The 21,919-nt window shown below is 59.1% G+C and carries 21 protein-coding genes and 1 pseudogene; 12 read left to right on the forward strand and 10 right to left on the reverse strand.

What is annotated here, in order from left to right:
* The first annotated feature begins 2 nt into the window (after nucleotides 1-2).
* Nucleotides 3-1,229: a VWA domain-containing protein gene (locus CLU84_RS06515; RefSeq protein WP_099736487.1), complete on the forward strand. Its 1,227-nt coding sequence runs from the start codon at nucleotides 3-5 to the stop codon at nucleotides 1,227-1,229.
* A gap of 40 nt (nucleotides 1,230-1,269) precedes the next feature.
* On the opposite strand, the gene CLU84_RS06520 is transcribed toward CLU84_RS06515, so the two are convergent.
* The gene (locus CLU84_RS06520; RefSeq protein WP_099736488.1) at nucleotides 1,270-1,479 is read right to left on the reverse strand and encodes a hypothetical protein; all 210 of its coding nucleotides are present in this window, start codon (nucleotides 1,477-1,479) and stop codon (nucleotides 1,270-1,272) included.
* Nucleotides 1,480-1,624: 145 nt separating this feature from the next.
* Here CLU84_RS06520 and CLU84_RS06525 point away from each other — a divergent pair, with 145 nt between their 5' ends.
* The 4 genes from CLU84_RS06525 (at nucleotide 1,625) to egtB (ending at nucleotide 6,240) form a co-directional block, all read left to right on the forward strand.
* Nucleotides 1,625-2,638 carry a DUF808 domain-containing protein gene (locus CLU84_RS06525; protein WP_099736489.1) on the forward strand — a complete coding sequence of 338 codons (1,014 nt, stop codon included), beginning with the start codon at nucleotides 1,625-1,627 and terminating at the stop codon, nucleotides 2,636-2,638.
* Nucleotides 2,639-2,846: 208 nt separating this feature from the next.
* On the forward strand, nucleotides 2,847-3,455 hold the full coding sequence (locus CLU84_RS06535) for an OmpW family protein (RefSeq protein WP_099736491.1): 609 nt from the start codon (nucleotides 2,847-2,849) through the stop codon (nucleotides 3,453-3,455).
* A 402-nt stretch (nucleotides 3,456-3,857) separates the two neighbouring features.
* A complete protein-coding gene (egtD, locus tag CLU84_RS06540; protein ID WP_099736492.1) occupies nucleotides 3,858-4,913 on the forward strand; it encodes an L-histidine N(alpha)-methyltransferase in 1,056 nt (351 codons plus the stop codon).
* Between the two features lie 25 nt (nucleotides 4,914-4,938).
* Nucleotides 4,939-6,240 (forward strand): ergothioneine biosynthesis protein EgtB, encoded by a 1,302-nt coding sequence (egtB, locus tag CLU84_RS06545; protein WP_233209942.1) that lies wholly within the window; start codon nucleotides 4,939-4,941, stop codon nucleotides 6,238-6,240.
* A gap of 45 nt (nucleotides 6,241-6,285) precedes the next feature.
* On the opposite strand, the gene CLU84_RS06550 is transcribed toward egtB, so the two are convergent.
* On the reverse strand, nucleotides 6,286-7,563 hold the full coding sequence (locus tag CLU84_RS06550; RefSeq protein WP_099736494.1) for an O-acetylhomoserine aminocarboxypropyltransferase/cysteine synthase family protein: 1,278 nt from the start codon (nucleotides 7,561-7,563) through the stop codon (nucleotides 6,286-6,288).
* Between the two features lie 209 nt (nucleotides 7,564-7,772).
* Between CLU84_RS06550 and CLU84_RS06555 the strand changes: the two genes are divergently transcribed.
* Nucleotides 7,773-9,002: a diguanylate cyclase gene (locus tag CLU84_RS06555; protein ID WP_099736495.1), complete on the forward strand. Its 1,230-nt coding sequence runs from the start codon at nucleotides 7,773-7,775 to the stop codon at nucleotides 9,000-9,002.
* 25 nt (nucleotides 9,003-9,027) lie between these two features.
* Here CLU84_RS06555 and CLU84_RS06560 read toward each other — a convergent pair whose 3' ends face one another.
* From CLU84_RS06560 to CLU84_RS06595, 8 genes are all read right to left on the reverse strand, one after another.
* On the reverse strand, nucleotides 9,028-9,672 hold the full coding sequence (locus CLU84_RS06560; protein WP_099736496.1) for a 3'-5' exonuclease: 645 nt from the start codon (nucleotides 9,670-9,672) through the stop codon (nucleotides 9,028-9,030).
* A gap of 129 nt (nucleotides 9,673-9,801) precedes the next feature.
* Nucleotides 9,802-10,584, reverse strand: coding sequence for an enoyl-CoA hydratase/isomerase family protein (locus CLU84_RS06565; protein WP_099736497.1), 783 nt, complete (start codon nucleotides 10,582-10,584; stop codon nucleotides 9,802-9,804).
* Entirely contained in the window at nucleotides 10,584-12,140 is a 1,557-nt protein-coding gene (locus CLU84_RS06570; RefSeq protein WP_099736498.1) for a long-chain fatty acid--CoA ligase, read from the reverse strand. The genes CLU84_RS06565 and CLU84_RS06570 overlap by 1 nt, the downstream gene beginning before the upstream one ends.
* A 50-nt stretch (nucleotides 12,141-12,190) precedes the next feature.
* Nucleotides 12,191-13,351: an acyl-CoA dehydrogenase family protein gene (locus CLU84_RS06575; protein WP_099736499.1), complete on the reverse strand. Its 1,161-nt coding sequence runs from the start codon at nucleotides 13,349-13,351 to the stop codon at nucleotides 12,191-12,193.
* 2 nt (nucleotides 13,352-13,353) lie between these two features.
* Complete coding sequence (locus CLU84_RS06580) at nucleotides 13,354-14,184, reverse strand: SDR family NAD(P)-dependent oxidoreductase (protein ID WP_099736500.1); 831 nt, start codon at nucleotides 14,182-14,184, stop codon at nucleotides 13,354-13,356.
* A gap of 30 nt (nucleotides 14,185-14,214) precedes the next feature.
* Entirely contained in the window at nucleotides 14,215-14,628 is a 414-nt protein-coding gene (locus CLU84_RS06585) for a MaoC family dehydratase (RefSeq protein WP_099736501.1), read from the reverse strand.
* Between the two features lie 14 nt (nucleotides 14,629-14,642).
* Nucleotides 14,643-15,083: a MaoC family dehydratase N-terminal domain-containing protein gene (locus CLU84_RS06590; RefSeq protein WP_099736502.1), complete on the reverse strand. Its 441-nt coding sequence runs from the start codon at nucleotides 15,081-15,083 to the stop codon at nucleotides 14,643-14,645.
* A 10-nt stretch (nucleotides 15,084-15,093) separates the two neighbouring features.
* Nucleotides 15,094-16,278, reverse strand: coding sequence for a lipid-transfer protein (locus CLU84_RS06595; RefSeq protein ID WP_099737900.1), 1,185 nt, complete (start codon nucleotides 16,276-16,278; stop codon nucleotides 15,094-15,096).
* Nucleotides 16,279-16,428: 150 nt separating this feature from the next.
* Between CLU84_RS06595 and CLU84_RS22335 the strand changes: the two are divergent.
* The 6 genes and pseudogenes from CLU84_RS22335 to CLU84_RS06620 form a co-directional block, all read left to right on the forward strand.
* Nucleotides 16,429-16,952: pseudogene (locus CLU84_RS22335) on the forward strand (AraC family transcriptional regulator ligand-binding domain-containing protein); the annotation flags it as partial.
* A gap of 225 nt (nucleotides 16,953-17,177) precedes the next feature.
* On the forward strand, nucleotides 17,178-17,411 hold the full coding sequence (locus CLU84_RS22640; RefSeq protein ID WP_369826853.1) for a helix-turn-helix domain-containing protein: 234 nt from the start codon (nucleotides 17,178-17,180) through the stop codon (nucleotides 17,409-17,411).
* 77 nt (nucleotides 17,412-17,488) lie between these two features.
* Nucleotides 17,489-18,148 (forward strand): TetR/AcrR family transcriptional regulator, encoded by a 660-nt coding sequence (locus CLU84_RS06605; RefSeq protein WP_099736503.1) that lies wholly within the window; start codon nucleotides 17,489-17,491, stop codon nucleotides 18,146-18,148.
* The gene (locus tag CLU84_RS06610; protein WP_099736504.1) at nucleotides 18,148-19,038 is read left to right on the forward strand and encodes an SDR family oxidoreductase; all 891 of its coding nucleotides are present in this window, start codon (nucleotides 18,148-18,150) and stop codon (nucleotides 19,036-19,038) included. Before CLU84_RS06605 ends, CLU84_RS06610 begins: the two co-directional genes overlap by 1 nt.
* Nucleotides 19,035-20,678 (forward strand): acyl-CoA carboxylase subunit beta, encoded by a 1,644-nt coding sequence (locus CLU84_RS06615; RefSeq protein ID WP_099736505.1) that lies wholly within the window; start codon nucleotides 19,035-19,037, stop codon nucleotides 20,676-20,678. Before CLU84_RS06610 ends, CLU84_RS06615 begins: the two co-directional genes overlap by 4 nt.
* 53 nt (nucleotides 20,679-20,731) lie before the next feature.
* A complete protein-coding gene (locus CLU84_RS06620; protein WP_099736506.1) occupies nucleotides 20,732-21,910 on the forward strand; it encodes an acyl-CoA dehydrogenase family protein in 1,179 nt (392 codons plus the stop codon).
* Nucleotides 21,911-21,919 lie beyond the last annotated feature (9 nt).

Here is a 21,919-nt window from a genome sequence, read left to right on the forward strand (position 1 = left end):
CGATGAACCAGATAGCCAATACCGACACCGACACCGACACCGACACCGACGAGCTGCAAGAGGTCACAGAAGAACTTCAGCCCACCACTCGTATGCAGCGCTGGCGCATGGTGCTGGGCAGCCCGGCTGATGCCAGCTGCGGCGGTGTGACGGGGCGCTTGCAGGAAATGGATCAGACGCTGGCTGCGCTGTATGAAGAAGACAGCAAGCTCTCGTCCCGCAAGGGCGGGCGCGGCAATTCATCGCCATCCGTCTCGCGTTGGCTGGGCGATATCCGCAAGTACTTTCCCAGCCAGGTGGTGCAGGTCATGCAGCGCGATGCCATGGAGCGGCTGAATCTGCGCGAGTTGCTGTTGCAGCCTGAGATGCTGGAGAACGTGCAGCCCGATGTGCATCTGGTGGCTGACCTGATCTCGCTGGGCTCGGTGATTCCGCAGAACACCAAGGCCACGGCCCGGCTGGTGGTGCGCAAGGTGGTCGATGAGCTGATGAAAAAGCTGGAAGAACCCATGCGCAGCGCCGTCAGCGGCGCGCTGGACCGTAGCCAGCGCAACCGCCGTCCACGCCATGCCGAGATTGACTGGAACCGCACCATTCGCGCCAATCTGCGCCACTGGCAACCCGATTACCAGACTATCGTCCCTGAGACGCTGATAGGCTACGGCCGCAAGGCGCGTCGCCCGCAGCGCGAGGTGATTTTGTGCATAGACCAAAGCGGATCCATGGCCAACTCGGTGGTCTACTCCAGCATCTTTGGCGCTGTGATGGCCAGCCTGCCAGCCGTGGCGACCAAGCTGGTGGTGTTTGATACGGCGGTGGTTGATCTGACGGAAAAACTGGATGACCCGGTGGACGTGCTGTTTGGTGTGCAACTTGGCGGCGGCACAGACATCAACGGCGCGGTCGGCTATTGCCAGAGCATCATCAGCGAGCCGCGCAACAGCATTCTGGTGCTGATCTCTGACTTGTATGAAGGCGGCGTGGAGTCAGGCCTGCTGCGCCGGGCCAATGAGCTGGTCGAATCTGGTGTGCAGTTCATCACGCTGCTGGCGCTGAGCGACGAGGGTGCGCCGGCTTATGACGCCGATCTGGCGGCCAAACTGGCAGCCTTGGGCGTGCCATCGTTTGCCTGCACGCCAGATGCTTTCCCGCAACTGATGGCCGCCGCCATCCGCCGTGACGATGTGGCGGCCTGGGCGGCGACGCAGGGCTTCAAGACCAGCAAATAAAAAAACAGCCTGCAGTTGCAGGCTGTTTTGATGGGGTGGCTTAGTCCGCCAGAACCACGCCAAGCTTGGCCAGCTTGCTGGCCAGCACATCGCGTCGGCGAGCGGCTTTGTTGGCCGTCTCGGTCACGGTGGCGATGGTGCGCGGGCCTTTGCCAGCAGAGGCCTTGATCAGCTCCGCCTTCTTGGCGGCTTCAGCCGCGACTTTTCGGTAGCTGGCGATCAGCTCGGCGTGTGCAATAGGTTGGTTCACAGGATGTCCGTTCAATAAGAGCGCCCATTGTCGTTGCAAAAAGCGCCAAGAACATTTTTAGCCGATGTGAATGGCAAATTCCTGTCGCAGTTCCGACGCGGTTTAAAGGCATGATGGCAGCCATTGAAACCAACAGGGGAGTGCGATGGCGGGTGCCGGCCTTTTGATGCTGCTTGACGATATTGCAGCCTTGCTTGATGACGTAGCGTTGATGACCAAGACCGCTGCGGGCAAAAGTACGGCGATTCTTGATGATGTGGCCATGCAGACCAAGGTGGCCATGCAGAAAACCGCCGGCGTGCTGGGTGACGATCTGGCGCTGAATGCCGAGCAGGTCACGGGCGTCAAGGCCAGTCGAGAGCTGCCGGTGGTCTGGGCCGTGGCCAAGGGCTCGTTATGGAACAAGGCCATTCTGGTACCAGCAGCCTTGCTGATCAGTGCGTTTGCGCCTTGGCTGATTACCCCGCTTTTGATGGTGGGCGGGGCTTTTCTGTGCTTTGAGGGCGTGGAAAAAATTCTGCACCTTTTCCACAAAAAGCAGACGCACAGCGAGAAAGAAGTGGTGGTCGATGCGCAAGAAGCTGCTCTGAAAGGTGTGGCTCCGTCATCGGTACGTGCGGCGCGTGAGCAGCATATGGATCCGATGGAGTACGAAAAGCAAAAGGTCAGCGGCGCGGTGCGTACCGACTTTATTTTGTCGGCCGAAATCATGGCGATTGCGCTGGGCACGGTCTCCACCAAACCCATCTGGGAGCAGGGCGCTGTGCTGGTGGTTGTGGCTCTGGCCATTACGGTGTTTGTCTATGGCCTGGTGGCCGGCATTGTGCGTATGGATGACGTGGGCGGCTGGCTGATGGCCAAGAGCAGCAGCGCCGCCAAGGCACTGGGCCGCGGCATGATTGCCTTCACGCCATGGCTGATGCGCTGGCTGTCGATTGTGGGCACGGCCGCCATGTTTATGGTGGGCGGCAGCTTGCTGGTGCACGGCATTGCGCCGATTGAGCATTGGGTCCAGGCGGTTGTGATTCCCTTGGGCGGTATGGCTGCGGCGCTGGGGCCGGTGCTGGTGCATGTGCTGGTGGGAGCTGTCATCGGCGGTGCGGTAGTGCTGTGCGTTGAGCTGTGGCATAAGCTGCGACCTGCAAAGGCGGCTCATTAATTTAATAGCTAGCACCGCTGATGCAGCAATGGTTTGCGCTGAATCAGACATCAAAGCGGGCGTGGCCATTGGGCAACGCCCGCTTTTTCTTTGGCGGAGTCGGTGTGCAGGTTGACATGGGACAAACCCGGAAGAAGGCGGCTTTGTTTCAATCAATGCCAAGGGATGCAAACAAGTACTCCCACCGATTTACTCAAGGAAAAAGCCCATGAAAAAGACTCTGATCGCGATTGCCGCCGCTGCCAGCGCACTGACTGCTGGTACCGCTTTTGCTCAATCCTTTGATGGCAGCAGCCCCTGGCAAGTGCGCGTGCGCGCTGTGCATCTGAATAGCGATAACGGCGGCACCGCTGGTGATGCGGGTGTGAGCATCAATAACAAGTGGATGCCTGAAGTGGACGTGTCCTACTACTTCACACCTAATATCGCGGCCGAGTTGGTGCTGACCTATCCGCAAAAGCATGATGTGCGCCTGAACGGCGGCAAGATCGGCTCGCTCAAGCATCTGCCCCCGACCTTGCTGGCGCAGTACCACTTCACCAACTTTGGCGCATTCAAGCCTTATGTGGGTGCCGGTGTGAACTACACACGCTTCTCGAGTGTGAACATTGCCGATGGCGCAGTGACCGTGAAGAAGAACAGCTTTGGCGGCGCGCTGCAGGTCGGTTTTGACTATGCGCTGGACAAGAACTGGTCGCTGAACTTCGACATCAAGAAGGTGTATCTGGGCACCAAGGTCACAGGCGCAGGCCTGGAAAATGCCAAGTTCAAGGTTGACCCATGGCTGGTCGGCGTGGGTGTGGGCTATCGCTTCTGATAGCGCCACAGTAAAGAGTGATCTTGTCTCTGGACCTTCTGCTAGAGATAAGGCTCACGCACCGCAAGCTCTGTGGTGCACTGAAGCTGGCAGGTCTGCATGACCGGCTGGCTTCATAGGCTAGGGTGTATGTTTAGATCGGTATTCCGCGCAGGCGGGGTACCGATTTTTTTGACTTTGATGCATTGGTTGACAAGTATTGCTTCTGTCAGCACCGTTGCATGGTGATGCGGTACAAAGAGTGCTGGCTTCAGTCCTACTTTGGTCGCTTGCTGGCGGCGCTAGGCTGATGACTACCCGGCTCCCGCGCGACTCTGACCGCGCTCTGCCGGGCTGGCGACCAGACTTGGCAGTGATGGTGCGGGAGCGGTCTCGTGCGATCAGCATTTCAGGAGGATCAGCATGCGCGCGGTACCAGACAGACAGGCAGCATCTATCGAGTTTCTCTCTCGTGCCGGGCGCATTCCCTTGCCCCTGGCGTCTTTTCAGGCTCCGCCGCAGCGTCAAGGAGGTCTGGCAGTCACGCAGCATCCGCAGGACGCTCAAGCGGCGTTGCGACATGAGCTTGCGCAAGGCCTGATGCAGCAGCAGGCACAGATCTCTCCCAAGTTTCTGTATGATGCGCGCGGCTGCGCTTTGTTTGAACAGATTACGCAGCTGCGCGAGTATTACCCCACGCGCACCGAGGCGGCGATCATGGCGCAGCACGAAGTCGGCATGGCCGAGGCCATGAGCGGTTGCCAGGTGCTGATCGAGTTGGGTGCTGGCAATTGCGAGAAGGTGCGACGTCTGTGCCGCAGCGTGGCACCTCAGCAATTTGTGGGTGTGGATATTGCGGTGGAGTTTCTGCAGCAGGCCGTTGCACGGTTGGGCCAGGATTTTCCGCAAATGGCGGCGCGGGCCGTTGCCGCAGACTTCACCGCCGACTGGCATTTGCCGCCAGACGTGCCGCAGGCCCGGCGCGAACTGTTTTATCCGGGCTCTTCCATTGGCAATTTCGATACGCAGCAGGCATTGCATATGCTCAAACATATGCATTCGCTGCTGAATGGCGATGGAGGGCTGCTGATCGGTATTGATCTGCCCAAGTCGCTACCTGTTTTGATAGCTGCTTACGATGACGAGCAGGGCGTTACAGCCGAATTCAATCTCAATGTGCTCAGCCATGTGAATCGTTTGCTGGGCAGCGACTTCAAGCCCCAGGACTGGGAGCATGAAGCCTGTTTTGATCCTGTGCATTCACGCATAGAAATGCATTTGCGTGCGCGCCAGGCCGTCATGGTGAGCTGGCCACAGGGCGTGCGCTACTTTGCGCAGGGCGAGACCATTCATACGGAAAACAGCTACAAGTACCCCTTGTCTGATTTTCTCTCCATGCTGAGGGCTGCGGGTTTTGGCACAACCCATGTCTGGACCGATGAGCGGCAGTGGTTTGCCGTCATTCATGCCCATGCTTGAAGCTGTGGATAAAGGACTGCAGTCCATGAGGCCCGCGCATGCCGGTCTGCCCGACTGGGCTGCACTGGTTCTTCAATATGAGAGGGTGCGTGCTCATACGCAAGGGCTGGCCGCACCGCTGTCTGCTGAAGATGCCTGTGTGCAATCCATGCCCGATGCCAGCCCGGCCAAATGGCATCTGGCGCATAGCAGCTGGTTTTTTGAGACCTTTGTTCTTTCTGTACACCAGCCAGGGCATAGCCTTTTTGACGCCAGCTTTCGCATGCTCTTCAACTCCTACTATCAGCAGGTAGGGGCACGCCACCCCAGAGCCCAGCGCGGCTTGCTGACAAGGCCGCCTCTGGCTCATGTGATGGCTTACCGTGCGGCAGTCGATGCGCAGATGCTGGCGCTGATGGCCAAGATGAATGCAAGGAGTGGGGTAGAGCAGCGGGCCGCTGCCCAGATCATTACCCTGGGCTTGCAGCACGAGCAGCAGCATCAGGAGTTGCTGCTGACCGACATCAAGCATTTGCTGTCCTGTCACCCTCTCTGGCCTGCCTATGCTTCAGACGGTTTGGTGAATGCGAGCGCTGAATGGTCCGCCGCCGACCTCGTATGGCAATCGATTGACGCGGGGGTCTATGCCATTGGCCATGGCGGCAGTGGCTTTGCATTTGACAATGAAATGCCAAGACATAGCGTGTATGTGCAAGCGGCGCAGATTGCACTGAGGCCGGTGAGTAATGGAGAGTATTTGCGTTTTGTGCAGGAGGGGGGCTATAGCCAGCCGCAATGGTGGCTGTCTGAAGGCTGGGACTGGTGCCAGGCTCAGCAACTGAGCCACCCCTGGTATTGGCGAGCCCTTGAAAATGCTGCAGGAGCAGAGTGCTGGCAGGAGTTCAGCTTGCATGGCGCGACTGCGCTGCATGTGCTGCGGCCGGTTTGCCATCTCTCCTACTTCGAAGCCGATGCCTATGCGCGCTGGGCCGGTGTGCGCCTGCCCACGGAGATGGAGTGGGAGGTCGCGATGGGCGAGCATGCTTGGCCTGAGGTTTTGCTGGATGCCAACCAAAGTCTTCATCCAGAACCTATGACAGGCGACCCTGCACCGGTCATAGGTCAGGTCTGGGAGTGGACTCAATCGTCGTATGCCGCCTATCCTGGCTTTCGCGTGGCCGATGGAGCCGTGGGCGAATACAACGGCAAATTCATGGTCAACCAGTATGTTCTACGTGGCGGCTCTTGCCTGACTCCCGCCGGTCATGCACGGCTGAGCTACCGCAACTTCTTTGCGGCTACAGCACGTTGGCAGATGACGGGGCTGCGTCTGGCACGGGACGCATGAGCGTCTCGCGCCAGCGCTTCAACAGCCTGGCGTCGCAGAGTTTGCTTAGACCTGTTCGAGCGCCTGATTTAAATCGGCCAGCAGGTCGTCAATGTGCTCAATGCCCACCGACAGACGCACCATGCCTTCGGTCACCCCCGCCTTGGCCAGCTCGGCGGCATCCAGCTGGCGGTGGGTGGTTGAGGCGGGGTGGGTGGCCAGCGACTTGGCGTCGCCAATGTTCACCAGGCGGGTGAATAGCTGCAGCGCATCCAGAAAGCGCGCACCTGCAGCGCGGCCTTCGTCGCCCTTGAGGCTGAACGACAAAATGCCTGAGGCGCGGCCGCCCGATTGCTTTTGCACAATGGCGTGGTCGGGATGATCCTTCAGCCCCGCGTAGCGCACCCATTCCACCTTCGAGTGCTTTTGCAGCACTTCGGCAATCTTTTGCGTGTTCTCGCAGATGCGGTCCATGCGCAGAGCCAGCGTTTCAATGCCTTGCAGAATCTGGAAGGCGTTTTGCGGCGAGATGGCCGCGCCCATATTGCGCAGCGGCACCACGCGGGCGCGGCCAATAAAGGCGGCGGGGCCCAGTGCTTCGGTATAGACCACGCCGTGGTAGCTCACATCGGGCTCGTTCAGGCGCTTGAAGCGGGCTTTGTGTTCGGCCCAGGGGAACTTGCCGCTGTCCACAATCGCGCCGCCGACGCTGGTGCCGTGGCCGCCCAGGTATTTGGTGAGCGAGTGCACCACGATGTCGGCACCAAACTCGATAGGTCGCAGCAGATAGGGTGATGGCACGGTGTTGTCCACGATCAGCGGCACACCGTGGGCATGGGCCACATCGGCCAGAGCGCGGATGTCGGTCACATTGCCCAGAGGATTCCCGATGGATTCGATAAACACGGCCTTGGTTTTGGCGTCGATCAGTGCGCCAAAGCTGGCGGGGTCGCGCGGGTCGGCAAAGCGCACCTCAATGCCTTGCTGCGGAAAGGTGTGGGCGAACAGGTTGTAGGTGCCGCCGTACAGCGTGCTGGCGCTGATGATGTTGTCGCCAGCTTCCGCAAGGGTCTGAATGGCGGCCGTGATGGCGGCCATGCCCGATGCCACGGCCAGTCCGGCGATACCGCCTTCCAGTGCTGCTACGCGCTTTTCCAGCACATCGGTGGTGGGGTTCATGATGCGGGTGTAGATATTGCCCGGCACCTTCAAATCAAACAAATCCGCGCCATGCTGGGCACTGTCAAACGCATAGGCCACCGTCTGGTAGATGGGCACAGCCACGGCCTTGGTGGTGGGGTCGGGCGAGTAGCCTGCATGTACGGCGAGTGTCTCTATGCGCATGTGTCTCTTTCGGTTGGTTACTTGAAGCCCTGAGTAAATACCAAGGCTGCGTAGATTATGGGTAGCCAGCTGCGTCAAAAGAACGACCTAATTGCTATGTGCTTATGCCAGCGCAAACCATGACCTTTGAAATTGAAATATTCAGTGCTTTGTGTAATGGAGAATTGCTGACAAAATAATTCACAATTTCTTACACCAAGACCGCCCTCTTGAACCCGCCAGCCATCACGTACTTTGCTTTGATAGCACCCACTTGTGTGGCGCTATTTGGGCTTGCCTTGCTGACCTGCTGGTATGTGCAGCGCCGTCAGCCGCAGGCGGTATTTCTGCTGTGGCTCAGCGGCAGTTTTGTGTCATTGGCAACGGCACTGGCCCTGCAAAGCTTGATGAGTAATGCCCAGCTGGGGCAGTTTGCACTGGCAACCGCTTGCCTGTATCTGATGGGCTGCTGGTCACTGGCGCAAGGCATGTCACTTCGCCTGCGAGGCAAGGGCGTCAGTGTGAGCAGTGGCTTGCTGATTGCCTCGGTCACTCTGGCCGTGCTGTTCTATTACTCGCAATTTGAGAATGATTTGCTGCTTCGCATTCAAAGTCTGGCGTTCGCCATGGCCTTGATGCAGGCACTGGCCTTGCCTGCATTTCTCCAGTTAAAGCCTGCGCAGGACTGGGTAGAGAGCCTGGTTCGCTGGACCTACGGATTCAGCGTTGGTTATGCCTTGTTCAGGCCGCTAGCCGTGAGCCTGTTGCCTGTGAATGAGCTGCAGGAGTTGACGCGTTCGGGTTACTGGGCTTTTTCGCAAGTCGTTGCCCTGGTGTTTGCCATGCTGTTCACGGTGGGGCTGCTTGCCTGCTCGGTGAGAGACATGGTGACCAATCTGCGTGATGAGCGCAATCGCGACCCGCTCACCCGCCTGCTCAACCGCCGCGCTTTTATGGAAGCGAGTGAGTCTTTGCTAGCTGACCGCAGACTGGCTCCTTGGGCACTGGTGGCGGTGGACATTGACCACTTCAAACGCATTAATGACAACTGGGGCCATGCGGCAGGTGATCAGGTTCTGGTGCAACTGGGCCAGTTGCTGCCGCAGCAGGTGCGAGATAAAGATCTGGTTGCCCGTTTTGGAGGCGAAGAATTCATCCTGCTGCTCAACCGCGTGCAGATGAGCGAAGCTCATGCCATTGTTGATCGAATGCGGGCGCAGATGAGTGCCCATGAGTTTGAGCATCTGCCGGAGCGTATTCGCATGACGGCCAGCTTTGGCATCGTGGCAGTGCGCTCTGCTGAAGAACTGGCCGAGGCACTGTGCCAGGCAGATGTTTTGCTCTATGCCGCCAAGAGAGCAGGCCGTGACTGCGTGCAGGCTGCGATGACAGTGGCTAGGCCCGTTGATGATGAGTATGCAGCTATTGAAACAGTAGCTAATACCGCTTTGTCTGCATAGGCTAGAGGCCTTTTTGACTCGGAAATCAAGCTTGAGGGTTATGCCGCCTGCGTTGGGGTTGGACGGGAACGGTGCTTTCCCAGGCCGTCATATGCGCGTAAATCACGGCCGGTGCATGGGCATCATTGGCTGCATAGCGGCGCTGGGCAGGAGTCAGGTCTACCGCCGCCCAGTTGGACGTGGTGGTGCGCTTGGACTTGCGAAAGCTCTGTTGGAGCACCAGCGCTGCAGCCGCCCGCACCCCCACTGATGCGCCATATCCCAGTTGCTTGAAGCGGCTGTCCAAGTCTTGAATATTCACTAGCGGCACGCCCAGTCTGCGGGGCAGGGTGTGCTTGTCATTGTCCAGTCCAAAGCCCACTTTACAGATATGTTCAGCGGCCAGCACCTTGCGTGACAGCTCAAGGGCCATGGGCAGATGCAGTTGCAGCAGCCAGGCTTGTTGCGTTGTCGCGAGCTGCACCAGATGAGGGCCGCTGTCATGCTGGCCCACATTGAAAAGTGGCTTGCTTTCCGTATCAAAGCCCAGAACAGGCTCGGCGTTGATGGCGCGAAACGCGGCCTCAAATTCAGCCTCTGTCTGGGGGATATGGATTGCCTGTTCTGGCAGTTCCAAAAACTGGGGAAGCAGGGCGCTTTCGTCCTTGTTAGGGGCAATGAGTCTGTGCATGACGGTGATTACACACCAGCTTTTCTTATCCCCAGTACATGTGGGCTGGCCTGTGGGTAAATAGAGGCAAAACCTTTCAAAGCCTTTGCTGGTAACGCTTTGAAAGGAGTGCCTTAAAAATAGGCGGTATCAGCGGCGTACAAATGCGGGAGGCCGCTTTTCCAGAAAGGCATTGACGCCTTCAAGGCTGTTGGCTGCGCCCGCACAGTCGCTGATCGCGTAGCGCTCCGCTTCAAGATGGGCTTGCAAAGCATGGCTGTGAGCCTCGTCGCAGAGCTTTTTGATATGGGCCAGCGAATTGGTAGAGCCTGCCGCCAGTTCCTCGGCGAGTTGCAGCGCCTGTGCAGCCAGTGCATCTGGCTCGTGCAGCTCATCAAAGATGCCCATGCGCAGACACTCTTGAGCCGATGCAGGGCGGTTGCTCATCAGCAGATATTTGGCGCGAGAAGCACCAGCGCGGCGTGTGAGGTAGTAGGACGATCCCAAGTCTGGGCTGAGTCCAATGGCGGAGTAGCCGCCGCGCAGGAACACCTTGGTTGAGGCCTGCACGATATCGGCGCACAGACCTATGCCAATACCGCCGCCGCCCAGCGCACCCTGAATGGCGCTGATGACGGGTATGGGCAGTGTGGCCAGCGTGTGCATGGTGGGGTTGAGCACAGCCAGAATCTCATGGATGGTTTGCGGCAGGCGATCCCGGTTCTGCACAAATTCGCGGATATCACCGCCCACACAAAACTGCTTGCCCGTAGCTGAAATCAGAATTGAACCTAGGTCAGCCACGCGGGCCTGCTGCACCACGCTTGCCAGTGCATGTGCCATGGGCGTGCTGATGACATTACCCAGCTCGGGCTGATTCAGCACGATATGGCCCACGCCGTTGCGTTCTTTCCAGAGGACTAGATCAGACATCAGGCGACCTTTCTTTCTTGATGCGCCCAGAACGGGGCGCGTAGCGTGGTTTTGAGAATTTTGCCTGCGCCAGACAGCGGCATGGCCTCGACAAAAGACACTTCACGCGGGCACTTGTAGCTGGCGATGCGAACCTTGCAGAAATCAATCAGCTCTTCAGCCTCCAGCGCCTGCCCTGGTTTGCGCACGATGAAGACATGCACTTGCTCGCCCCAGTGCTCATGGGGCGTGCCGATGACGGCGCAGGCTGCTACGGCAGGGTGGGTGGCAATCACGCTTTCCACTTCAATGCTGTAGACGTTTTCGCCGCCGGTGACGATCATGTCCTTGATACGGTCGACGACGAAAACATAGCCGTCTTCATCCATGCGTCCACCGTCACCGGTGTGCATCCAGCCGTTGCGGATGGCAGCCGCAGTCTCTGCCGGCTTGTTCCAGTAACCGAGCATGACACCTGGGCCACGTACGACGACTTCACCCACTTCGCCGTGCGGCAGCTCATTGCCTTCGGGGTCGACAATGCGTACTTCGGTGCAGACCGTAGCGCGGCCTGCGCTGCGGTGCCAACCCTTGGCGCGGCCTTTCTCGCGGTGCATTTCGGGTTTGAGGATGGTGGCCACGGGGGACAGCTCTGTCATGCCGTAGGCCTGAATAAAGCCTGCATGAGGGATGGCCTTCATGGCGCGGTCCAGCAGCCCTTCTGAGATGGGCGAGGCCCCGTACAACATCTGCTGCAGTGAGCTCAGGTCGTATTGATGGATATCTGGGTGATCCACCAGCATCTGAATCATGGTTGGGACCAGCAGCATGTCTGTCACGCCGTGGGCGGCGATGGCCTGCAATACACCAACCGGGTCAAAACGCGGGAGCGTGACGTGGCAGCAGCCTGCGGCAAACAGGCCATTCATGAAAGCGCCATCGGCCAGGTGGAACATGGGGGCGGCATGCAGGCCAATGCTGCCGCGTCGCACTGTGCCTTCGGCCACGCCCAGAATCGAGTTGGTGTAGAGGTTGCCGTGACTGAGCATCACGCCCTTGGGCGAGCCTGTGGTGCCGCCGGTATAGAACACCCCAGCCAGATCATTGCCGCTGCGCATGGCATCTTCGACAGGCGCAGCTTCGGCAACCAGCGCTTCATATGACAGCATGCCTTGCGGCGCTGCGCCGTCGCCCAGATGAATCAGCGTCTTTAAAGCGCTGGAGAGCTTTTTGATCTCTGGGATGAGGGGCACAAACGTATCGTCCACCAGCAGGATACGGGTCTCGCAATCGTCCAGAGAGTAGGCGATCTCGGCCGCGCTCCATCGGATATTAATGGGGTTGACCGCCGCACCCGCCCAGTAGCTGGCCATGTAGTACTCCAGATACCAGTCAGAGTTCAGGCTCAGAATGCCGACCCGGTCGCCGGGCTGCACACCCAGTGTTCGCATAGCACCGGCAAAGCGGGCCACGCGGTCGCCCAGTTGCGTAAAGCTGCGTTGGCGCCCGTTGTAAATGCTGGCGGTGGCATTGGGGGACTGTTGAATGGCACGGCGCAGACTTTGAGTGAGGTACATGGCAAGCCTTTCGGGGCACAGGGGTTAGAGAGTCGTGGAGTGAATTCCGGTCAGCTGGCGAACAGGCGCCTGGCAATCAGGTCCTTCATGATTTCATTGGTGCCGCCGTAGATTTTCTGAATGCGGGCGTCGGTGTACATGCGTGCAATCGGGTACTCCTCCATGAAGCCATAGCCGCCAAACAGCTGCAGGCATTCATCCATGACCTTGCATTGCTGCTCGCTGCACCACCACTTGGCCATATAGGCGGCTTCGTTTTCCAGCGTGCCATCGAGCAGGCGCTGTATGCAGTCATTCACAAAGCTGCGCACCACATGGGCGGTGGTTGCACACTCGGCCAGCTTGAAGCGCGTGTTCTGAAAATCAGCAATCGTCTGGCCAAAGGCCTTGCGCTGCTGGGTGTAGTCCACCGTCAGCTCCACCGCCATTTCAATCGCGGTGGCGGCTGAGACGGCCAGCAGCGTGCGCTCATAAGGTAGCTGGCTCATCAATTGTTTGAAGCCCTGACCTTCTGTGCCGCCCAGTAACTGGGCTGCAGGAATGCGCAGATCTTCAAAGAACAACTCTGCCGTGTCTGAAATATGCTGACCAATCTTGTGGAGCCTGCGGCCCACGCGAAAGCCCGGCAGGTTTTCAGTCTCCAGCACCATCAGCGAGACACCTGAGCTGCCCGCATCGCCAGTGCGCAGCGCCACCAACAGCAAGTTGGCCGTGTAGCCATTGGTGATAAAGGTCTTGGAGCCGTTGATGACGTAATGATCGCCATCGCGCTGGGCGCGGCTGGCCATGGCTTTGAGGTCAGAGCCCACAGCTGGCTCCGTCATGGCAATGCCAGCCAGCATTTCACCGCTGCATAGTTTGGGCAGCCAGCGCTGCTTTTGCGCATCGGTTCCGTAGGTCTTGATGTAGTGCGATGCAATGGTATGAACGCTGGTGGAGCCGTGGACTTCGGCCTTGGTCAGCTCTTCTTGTACCACCAGCTGATAGGCCAGATTGCCGCCGCCACCGCCCCATTGCTCATCCATCTCTGGCAGTAAAAAGCCATGCTCGCCAAACCCGCGCCAAGTCTCGCGCGGTATATAGCCTTGTGCGCGCCAAGCGGGGACATGGGGTGTGAGTTCGCGCTCCACATAGCGACGGACCTGCTCACAGAAGGACGCAATATCGGCATCCATCCAGGCATGCTGAAATACCCTGGGCAAGATGCGCATGTTCACACTCCTGTCAGGCCGCCAGTACACATCAGGGTCTGGCCGCTGATGTAGTCCGACTCGGGTTGGCAAAACAGATAAACGGCACCAGCTGCTTCTTCAGGGCTGCCGCCACGGCCTAGCGGGATGGCCTGCTCCATGGCCGCCATCAGTCCGGGGTTCACACCCACTTTGATCTCTCGCCCTTCAATATTGGCGGTCTCGCCTGCAGCCGCGGAGTGGGTCAGGCGCGTCTTGATGAGGCCAAAAGCCACGCAGTTCACGTTAACGTTCAGGCGTCCCCATTCCTTGGCCAGTGTCATCGTCAGGCCCGTGATACCCGCCTTGGCGGTGGAGTAATTAGCCTGCCCCGGATTGCCAAACAGACCGGCCACAGAGGAGATGTTGACCACCTTGCGCATGACACGCTGGCCTGCATCCATTTCGGATTTTGACAGCGCCTTGATGACGGGCTGGGCCGCCCGCAGTATGCGAAATGGGGCCGTCAGATGGCAGTCCAGCATGGCGTACCACTGCTCGTCCGTCATCTTCTGGATCACGTTGTCCCAGGTGTAGCCTGCGTTGTTGATGATGATGTCCAGACCCTTGAATTGCTGCACGGCGGTGCCCACAAAGCGCTCGGCAAAGTCGGTATGGGTGACATTGCCCACGCAGGCCACGGCCTCGCCGCCCATCTCGCGGATCAAGGCCATGGTTTCTTCGGCGGGTTCAGTATCCAGATCGTTGATGACCAGTCTTGCGCCCTCACTGGCCAGCTTGAGCGCGATGCTGCGGCCAATGCCGCGCCCCGAACCTGAGACCAGCGCCACTTTGCCTTCGAGTTTTCTTGCCATCTTTATCTCCGTTGATTTTTTCAGGGGGATTCAGGGAAGGGCGACCCAGGCATCCCCTGCGATCTTGGTCTGGCCATGCTGGTTAGTGCTTTGCACCTCAATGCGTACGCAGCGGTCGGCATCACGCTTTTCGGCCACGCGGCCGCTGCAGTGAATGGCATTGGCCAGATGGGTAATGCCCAGAAAGCGCACGTCAAAGCGGCGCAGTTGCGACTGGGGTGCCCATTGGGTGATGAGGCGGCCCAGCCACGCCATGCTCAGCATTCCTTGTGCAAAGACATCGGGCATGCCAGCCTTACGGGCAAAGTCGGTATCGATATGAATGGGGTTGTGGTCGCCAGATGCGCCGGCAAACAAGGCCAGAGTCGTGCGGCTGATGGGCGGGAGGTTCAGCGCGGGCAGGGTATCGCCCACCTGAATTTCATCAAAACGTGGAGTGCTCATGTTGTCTGCTCTCCTTAGTTGCGAACCACAATGACGGTGCGCATCTCCGCCACGAGCTGCTCGTGTTGATTGGTGGCACGTGAGGACTTGAGGATGAATTCCAGCGCTCCGTTTTTCTTGTCATAGATGTCATCCACCTGGGAGCGCACGGTGATGGTGTCGCCCGCGCAGGCGCTCTGGTGGTAGCAAAAGCTTTGCTCGCCGTGCAAAATTTTGGCAATCGGTACCTCCAGCTTTTGTAGCAGCTGGTCGCTGGCACCGCTGTCCAGTTCGGCGGCGAATAGAAAAGTGGGCGGCGCAGGCAGATCGGCGTAGCCAGCGGCTCGAGCGGCTTGCACATCGGTATAGACGCTGCTGGTTTCGCCAATGGCCTTGGCAAAAAAGCGCAGGCGGCTGCGGTCAATATTCAGCTCGGATGTGGGGAGTTTGAAACCTATCCATTTTTTGTCGATCATGGCCAGCCTTTCAGACGCGTTCGTACAGAGTCACCACGCACGCGCCGCCCAGCCCCAGGTTGTGCTGCAGTGCAAGGCGGGCGTTTTCCACCTGGCGTTGCCCTGCCCGGCCGCGCAGTTGCTGAACCAGTTCTGTGCATTGCGCCAGCCCGGTTGCGCCCAGAGGGTGGCCTTTGGATAACAAGCCGCCCGAAGGGTTGGTCACAAACTGGCCGCCATAGGTGTTGTTGCCATCGCAGACAAATTTTTCAGCGCCGCCCACGGGGCACAGGCCCAGCGCTTCATAGGTCAGTAGCTCGTTATGTGCAAAGCAATCGTGCAGCTCCACCACATTCAGATCTTTGGGGCTGATGCCGGCCTGCTCATAAACTTGATTGGCGGCAGCTTGGGCCATGCTGAAGCCGACCACTTCGCGCATATCGTGGGAGTCAAAAGTCTTGCGGCTGTCCGTGGTCATGGACTGGGCGCGAATGCGCACGCTGTGGTCCAGGCCATGCTTGCGCGCATAGCTCTCTGACACGAGCAACGCAGCAGCCGCGCCGCAGGTGGGAGGGCAGGCCATGAGGCGCGTCATGACACCAGGCCACATCACGGGCGATGCCATGACTTCTTCTTCTGTCACTTCGGTGCGGAACAGTGCAAGGGGGTTGCGCGTTGCATGGCGGCTGGCTTTGGCGCGAATTTTGGCAAATGTGGAGAGCTTGGTGCCGTACTGATCCATGTGCGCCTTGCCTGCACCGCCAAAGTAGCGCAGAGCTAGCGGCACGCCGTTGTCGCCCACCAGTGCATCGGTCTCGGCTTCAAAAAGATCGAATGGGCTGGGTCTGTCGTTAAAGACGGAGCCCAGTGCTCCGGGAGTCATCTGCTCAAAGCCCAAAGCCAGCACGCAGTCTGCCGCGCCGCTGGCCACGGCCTGGCGTGCAAGATACAGCGCGGTAGAGCCGGTGGAGCAGTTGTTGTTGACGTTGACGATGGGAATGCCCGTCATGCCGACCTCATACAGCGCACGCTGGCCCGAGGTCGAGTCGCCATAGACATAGCCCACATAGGCTTGCTGCACTGCGTCATAAGCGACGCCTGCATCGGTCAGCGCCAGACCCGTGGCGGTCGCCGCCATCTGGTAGTAGGGATCGTTTTTTCCGGGCTTTGCGAAGGGAATCATGCCAACGCCGGCAACAAACACATCACGACTCATGAACAGCTCCTTGAAAACAGTGGGGCAACACAACGCATCGTAGAAATTACTGATGCGCAAACCCATTGCGGAGCGCATCTTTCGTATGTCAAAAGACCTCAAAGTGATGTGCGCATGACCCGTTCTTCTGTTATTCCCTTTACGGTGCCCATGGCACTGGTGCGAGGTATTGCTGCGGGTGTGCGCCGGCGCGGGTTTGAGTACGACCGGTTGCTGCAACGCGCAGGCATTGCGCCTGAACTGCTGGAGCAGGAGGGCGCACGGGTCACTGCCGACCAATATGTGGCACTGATGTGGCGGGTGGTGGAGACCTTGGGTGATGAGGCCATGTGCCAGTTCTCGCGCCCGTTAAGAAGGGGGAGCCTAGAGCTGATTGCACGCCATGCGCTAGCCGGTGAAACGCTTGAATGCTCACTTAGGCGCATGTGCCAGGCGCATTCTTTGCTGCAGGATGACGTAGCAATATCGCTGGTACGAGATGGCTCTCTGGCAGGCATTGTGATCACGCCGCTGCCTAATCAGCCGCAGCCCAATTTTCTGCACGAATTTTCTCTGCGTGTGCTGTGGCGCGTTACGTCATGGTTGATGGGGGATCGCTCAAGGTGCAGCGCTTTGACTTTGCGTTTGCGCAGCCCGATTACGTGAACGATTACGGCGACACCTTTCCTGCACCACTGCAGTTTGGCCTGCCTGCATCGGCTTTCTGGTTTGATGCCCGCAAGCTGCCACGCCCCTGTAGTCGTGATGAACAGGCACTGAAAAATTTTGTAGCCAGCTGGCCTGCAGCGGCCATCATGCCTTCGCGCATGGGGGAGGGCATGGATGCCCGAGTGCACACGCATCTGCTGCAGTCCCGCCCGGGCTGGGCAGGGCTGGAATCTACGGCGCTGGCGCTGCATATGTCGGCGCCTACGCTGCAGCGCAAACTGGCCGCCGTCGGCACCACGTTTCAAGCCATCAAGGATGAGCTGCGACGCGATATTGCGGTGTCTAGGCTGGGGACCAGCAAGGTCAGTTTTTCAGCGCTGGCGGCAGACCTGGGCTTTGCCGATGCTGCGGCTTTTCAGCGGGCCTTCAAGACATGGACCGGCAGCTCTCCGGGTCTGTACCGCGCCCGTCCTGTCGTGGACTGAAGCTGCCGAAAACCCTTGAGTAAAAGCCCTAGATATTTTTACCAAACAAGTGATTGGTAAAAATAAAAAATGCCGATATGCTGCCATTCATGCAAGAAAACGTGGATGAAGTTTCGGTACCCAAACGCAAGCGCGGCAGACCAGCCAAGTCGGTAGATGAGCGCAATGAAAGTGCGCGCCGCATGGAGCTGGTGTGTGTGGCTGCAAAGCAGTTTCGGCAGCGCGGTTTTCATGGCACCAGTACCCGCGATATTGCAGCGGCAGCAGGCATTCAGGCTGGCTCATTGTTCTATTTTTTTGAGAGCAAAGAAGCCATGCTGCACGCGGTGATGCGCGATGGAATGGCTCAGGCTGTAGTGGCTCAGGCGGCTGCGCTGGAGGCGCTTGGTTCGCGTGCCAGCGGTGTGACGCGGCTTGAGGCGTTGATACGCAATCACCTGCAAATCATGGTGGGGCCTGAAAGCGATTTCATCCCCGTGATGCTTTACGAATGGCGGCTTCTCAGTCATGAGCAGCGCCTTGATGTTGCGGAGCAAAAAGACGCCTATGAGGCGCAGTGGATGCCTGTGCTGCAGGCCTTGTACCGCACTGGAAAGCTCAAGGCCAGACCCGAGATTGCGCGCCTTTTGATCTTTGGCGCGCTGAACTGGACGGCGCAATGGTATTCGGACAGCGGCAGCCTCAGTCTTGATGAGTTGACCGATCAATCTCTGGCTTTATTCATTGGGGAGCGTTGATGTACCAATCCGTTTTCCGTCCCGCATTGATGGCGGGACAGGTGGTGGTGGTGACCGGTGGTGGTTCAGGCATAGGTCGCTGCGTGGCCCATGAACTGGCAGGGCTGGGCGCCACGGTGGCGCTGGTAGGCCGCAACCCCGACAAGCTGAGTGCTGTGCAGCAAGAGCTGGCGCAGGAGGGCGTGGATGCCGTACGCGTCAGTTGCCACAGCGGTGATATTCGGGATGAGGCAGGCGTCAAGGCTTTGGTAGCCCAGATTCTTGGGCAGCATGGTCGAATTGATGCACTGGTCAATAACGCGGGTGGTCAATACATTGCCCCGCTGGCCACGATTAGTGCCAAGGGATGGCAGGCGGTGCTGGACACCAATCTCACCGGCGGCTTTTTGATGGCGCGTGAATGCTTTGTGCAGCACATGGCCAAGCATGGTGGCTCCATCGTCAACATGGTAGCCGATATGTGGGGTTCCATGCCCGGCATGGGCCACAGCGGCGCAGCGCGTGCAGGCATGGTCAGCTTTACCGAAACGGCGGCGGTGGAATGGGCACCGCACGGTGTTCGCGTCAATGCCATTGCACCTGGCTATATCGCTTCAAGTGGTATGGATCAATACCCGCCAGAGGCGGAAGGCATGTTGCGCAAGATGCCTGCCACCGTACCTGCCGGTCGCTTTGGTAATGAAGCAGAAGTCTCAGCCAGCATTGTATTTTTGCTCAGCCCTGCTGCCAGCTTCATCAGCGGCACGGTGCTGCGGGTCGATGGTGCGCGCCCGCAGGTGCGCATGGGCATGGGGCCGGTAGCGGCCAGTGCTGAAGTGCAGCAACGCTCCGCCGTGCGTGCCTTTGATGGCTTTGGGCTCTACCAGACACCGAAGGTGTTTCAGTCATGAATGTCTATGAATCGCAATGGAATGCCGGTAGCGAGCAGGCCGGGCAGCGCAGCGCCGCTACGCTGAAACGCATTGAGGCGCTGCGTGAGTTGGAGCAGCGTGCGGCACAGGCATCGCAGCGCGCCAAGCCCCAGTTTGAAAAGCGCGGCCAGTTGCTGCCGCGTGAGCGCGTGGCGCTGCTGCTCGATAGCGGATCGCCTTGGTTGCCGCTGTGCACACTGGCGGGTTTTATGCAAGACCGCGATGACCCGGCCAAGTCGGTGCCGGGCGGCGGCATGCTGGCAGGCATCGGTTTTGTCAGCGGCGTGCGCTGCATGGTGGTGGCCAGTGACTCAGGCATTGAAGCCGGAGCGATTCAGGAAAAAGGGCTGGACAAGATGCTGCGCGTGCAAGAGGTCGCGCTGCAGAACAAGCTGCCCTTTATCCATTTGGTGGAAAGCGCTGGCGCGAACCTGATGCGTTACCGCGTTGAAGGCTTTGTGATGGGCGGCGCGCTGTTTCGCAACCTGGCGCGGCTGTCTGCGGCAGGTCTTCCCGTCATTACGGTGCAGCATGGATCGGGCACGGCAGGCGGTGCGTATATGCCCGGGCTATCGGGTGTGGTCATCATGGTGCGCGGCCGATCCAGGGCTTTTCTGGCGGGCCCGCCCTTGCTCAAGGCTGCAACGGGTGAAATCGCGACTGAAGAAGAATTGGGTGGCGCCGAGATGCACACCGCTATCTCCGGTCTGGGTGAATATCTGGCCGAGGATGACCGCCATGCCCTGGGTCTGGCGCGTGATGTCGTTGCACAGCTTTCACAATGGAAAAAGCCGGTAGCGCAATATGGGCAAGCGCAAGCAGCTATCAAACTGGGAGTATCTGAGCCGCGTTATGACTCACAAGAGTTACTAGGCCTGATGCCACCCCACCATCGTGAGCCGGTGGATATGCGTGAAGTCATGGCGCGACTGGTGGACGGGTCTGGATTGCTGCAGTTCAAGTCCAGCTATGGCGCGGCCACGCTTTGTGTGCAGGCGCATATCGACGGCCATGCCGTGGGCCTGATATCGAATAACGGCCCCATTGATGTAGCCGGTGCCAGCAAGGCGGCGCACTTCATTCAGTGGATGTGCCAGCTGGGTCACCCCATCATCTATCTGCAAAACACCACGGGCTATATGGTGGGCAAGGACAGCGAGCAGGCCGGAATGATCAAGCACGGCAGCAAGATGATTCAGGCGGTGACCAATGCCACCGTGCCGCAGATCACCATCCAGTGCGGTGCCAGCTTTGGCGCGGGCAACTACGGCATGTGTGGCCGTGGCTATGCGCCGCATTTTCTGTTCAGCTGGCCTGGCGCCAAAACGGCTGTGATGGGCGGCGAGCAGGCCGCCAGCACCATGCGCCAGGTGACTGAGGCGGCCATGGCCCGCAAAGGCCTGCCGGTGGATGAAGAGCAGATGCAAAAGCAGTACGACCAGATCGTCGCCATGTTTGAAGCACAGGCCGATGCCTTCTACACCAGCGGTTTGCTGCTGGATGACGGCGTGATCGACCCGCGCGACACGCGACAGGTGCTGTCGTTTTGCCTGGCTACCTTGCAAGAAGGGCAGCAGCGCACGCTGCGCCCCATGCAGTTTGGGGTGGCTCGCATGTAGCGGAGCGCTCGCCTTTCACCTTTCCCCTTCAGAGATATCAACGGAGACAAGTCATGCAGTGGACCCATGAGCATCTGGAAGTGCGCAAGACCCTGAAGCGCTATATCGACGAGCAGATTAATCCTCATGTCGATGAGTGGGAGGAGGCGGAAATCTTTCCCGCCCACAAGGTGTTCAAGGGGCTGGGTGATCTGGGGCTGCTGGGGCTGACCAAGCCCGAGGCGTATGGCGGCGCGGGTCTGGACTATTCGTACAACCTGCTGATGGCGGAGACGCTGGGCAGTATTCGCTGTGGCGGCGTGCCCATGGCCATTGGGGTGCAGACCGATATGTGCACGCCCGCGCTGGCGCGCTTTGGCAGCGATGCACTGCGTGAGCAGTTTCTGGCACCGGCCATTGCCGGCGATATGGTGGGCTGTATTGGTGTGAGCGAGCCGGGTGCGGGCAGTGATGTATCGGGAATCAAAAGCCATGCGCGCAAAGATGGTGACGACTACGTCATCACTGGCCAGAAAATGTGGATCACCAACAGCATTCAGGCGGACTGGATGTGCATGCTGGTCAACACCAGCGATGGGCCGGTGCACAAGAACAAGAGCCTCATCATGGTGCCCATGCGTGACGGGCCGAATGGCAAGCTGACCAAGGGCATCGAGGTGGCCAAGAAGCTGCGCAAGATCGGCATGAACAGTTCTGACACGGGCCTGATTTATTTTGATGAAGTGCGCGTGCCGCAGAGCTATCTGATTGGGCAGGAAGGGCAAGGCTTTATCTACCAGATGCAGCAGTTCCAGGAGGAGCGGCTGTGGTGCGCGGCCAGCGGACTGGTGGCCATGGATGAGTGCATTCAAGAGACCATCGAATGGGCGCAGCAGCGGCGCATGTTTGGCAGCACGCTGATCGATCAGCAGTGGGTGCAGTTCAAACTGGCCGAGTTGCAGACCGAGGTGGAAGCGCTGCGAGCACTGACCTACCGGGCCGCTGATCTGTACATGGGCGGGCAGGATGCGCTGCAACTGGCCAGCATGGCCAAGCTCAAGACGGGGCGGCTGACGCGTGAGGTGGCGGACACCTGTCTGCAGTTCTGGGGCGGCATGGGCTTTACCTGGGAGAACCGCGTCTCGCGCCTGTATCGCGATGGGCGTCTGGGCTCCATCGGCGGCGGTGCTGATGAGGTGATGCTGGGCATCATCGGTAAGACCATGGGAATGATCAAGCGCCCTGCGCAGTGAGGGAGCCGG

Source organism: Comamonas sp. 26 (assembly GCF_002754475.1).
GTDB lineage: Bacteria > Pseudomonadota > Gammaproteobacteria > Burkholderiales > Burkholderiaceae_C > Comamonas.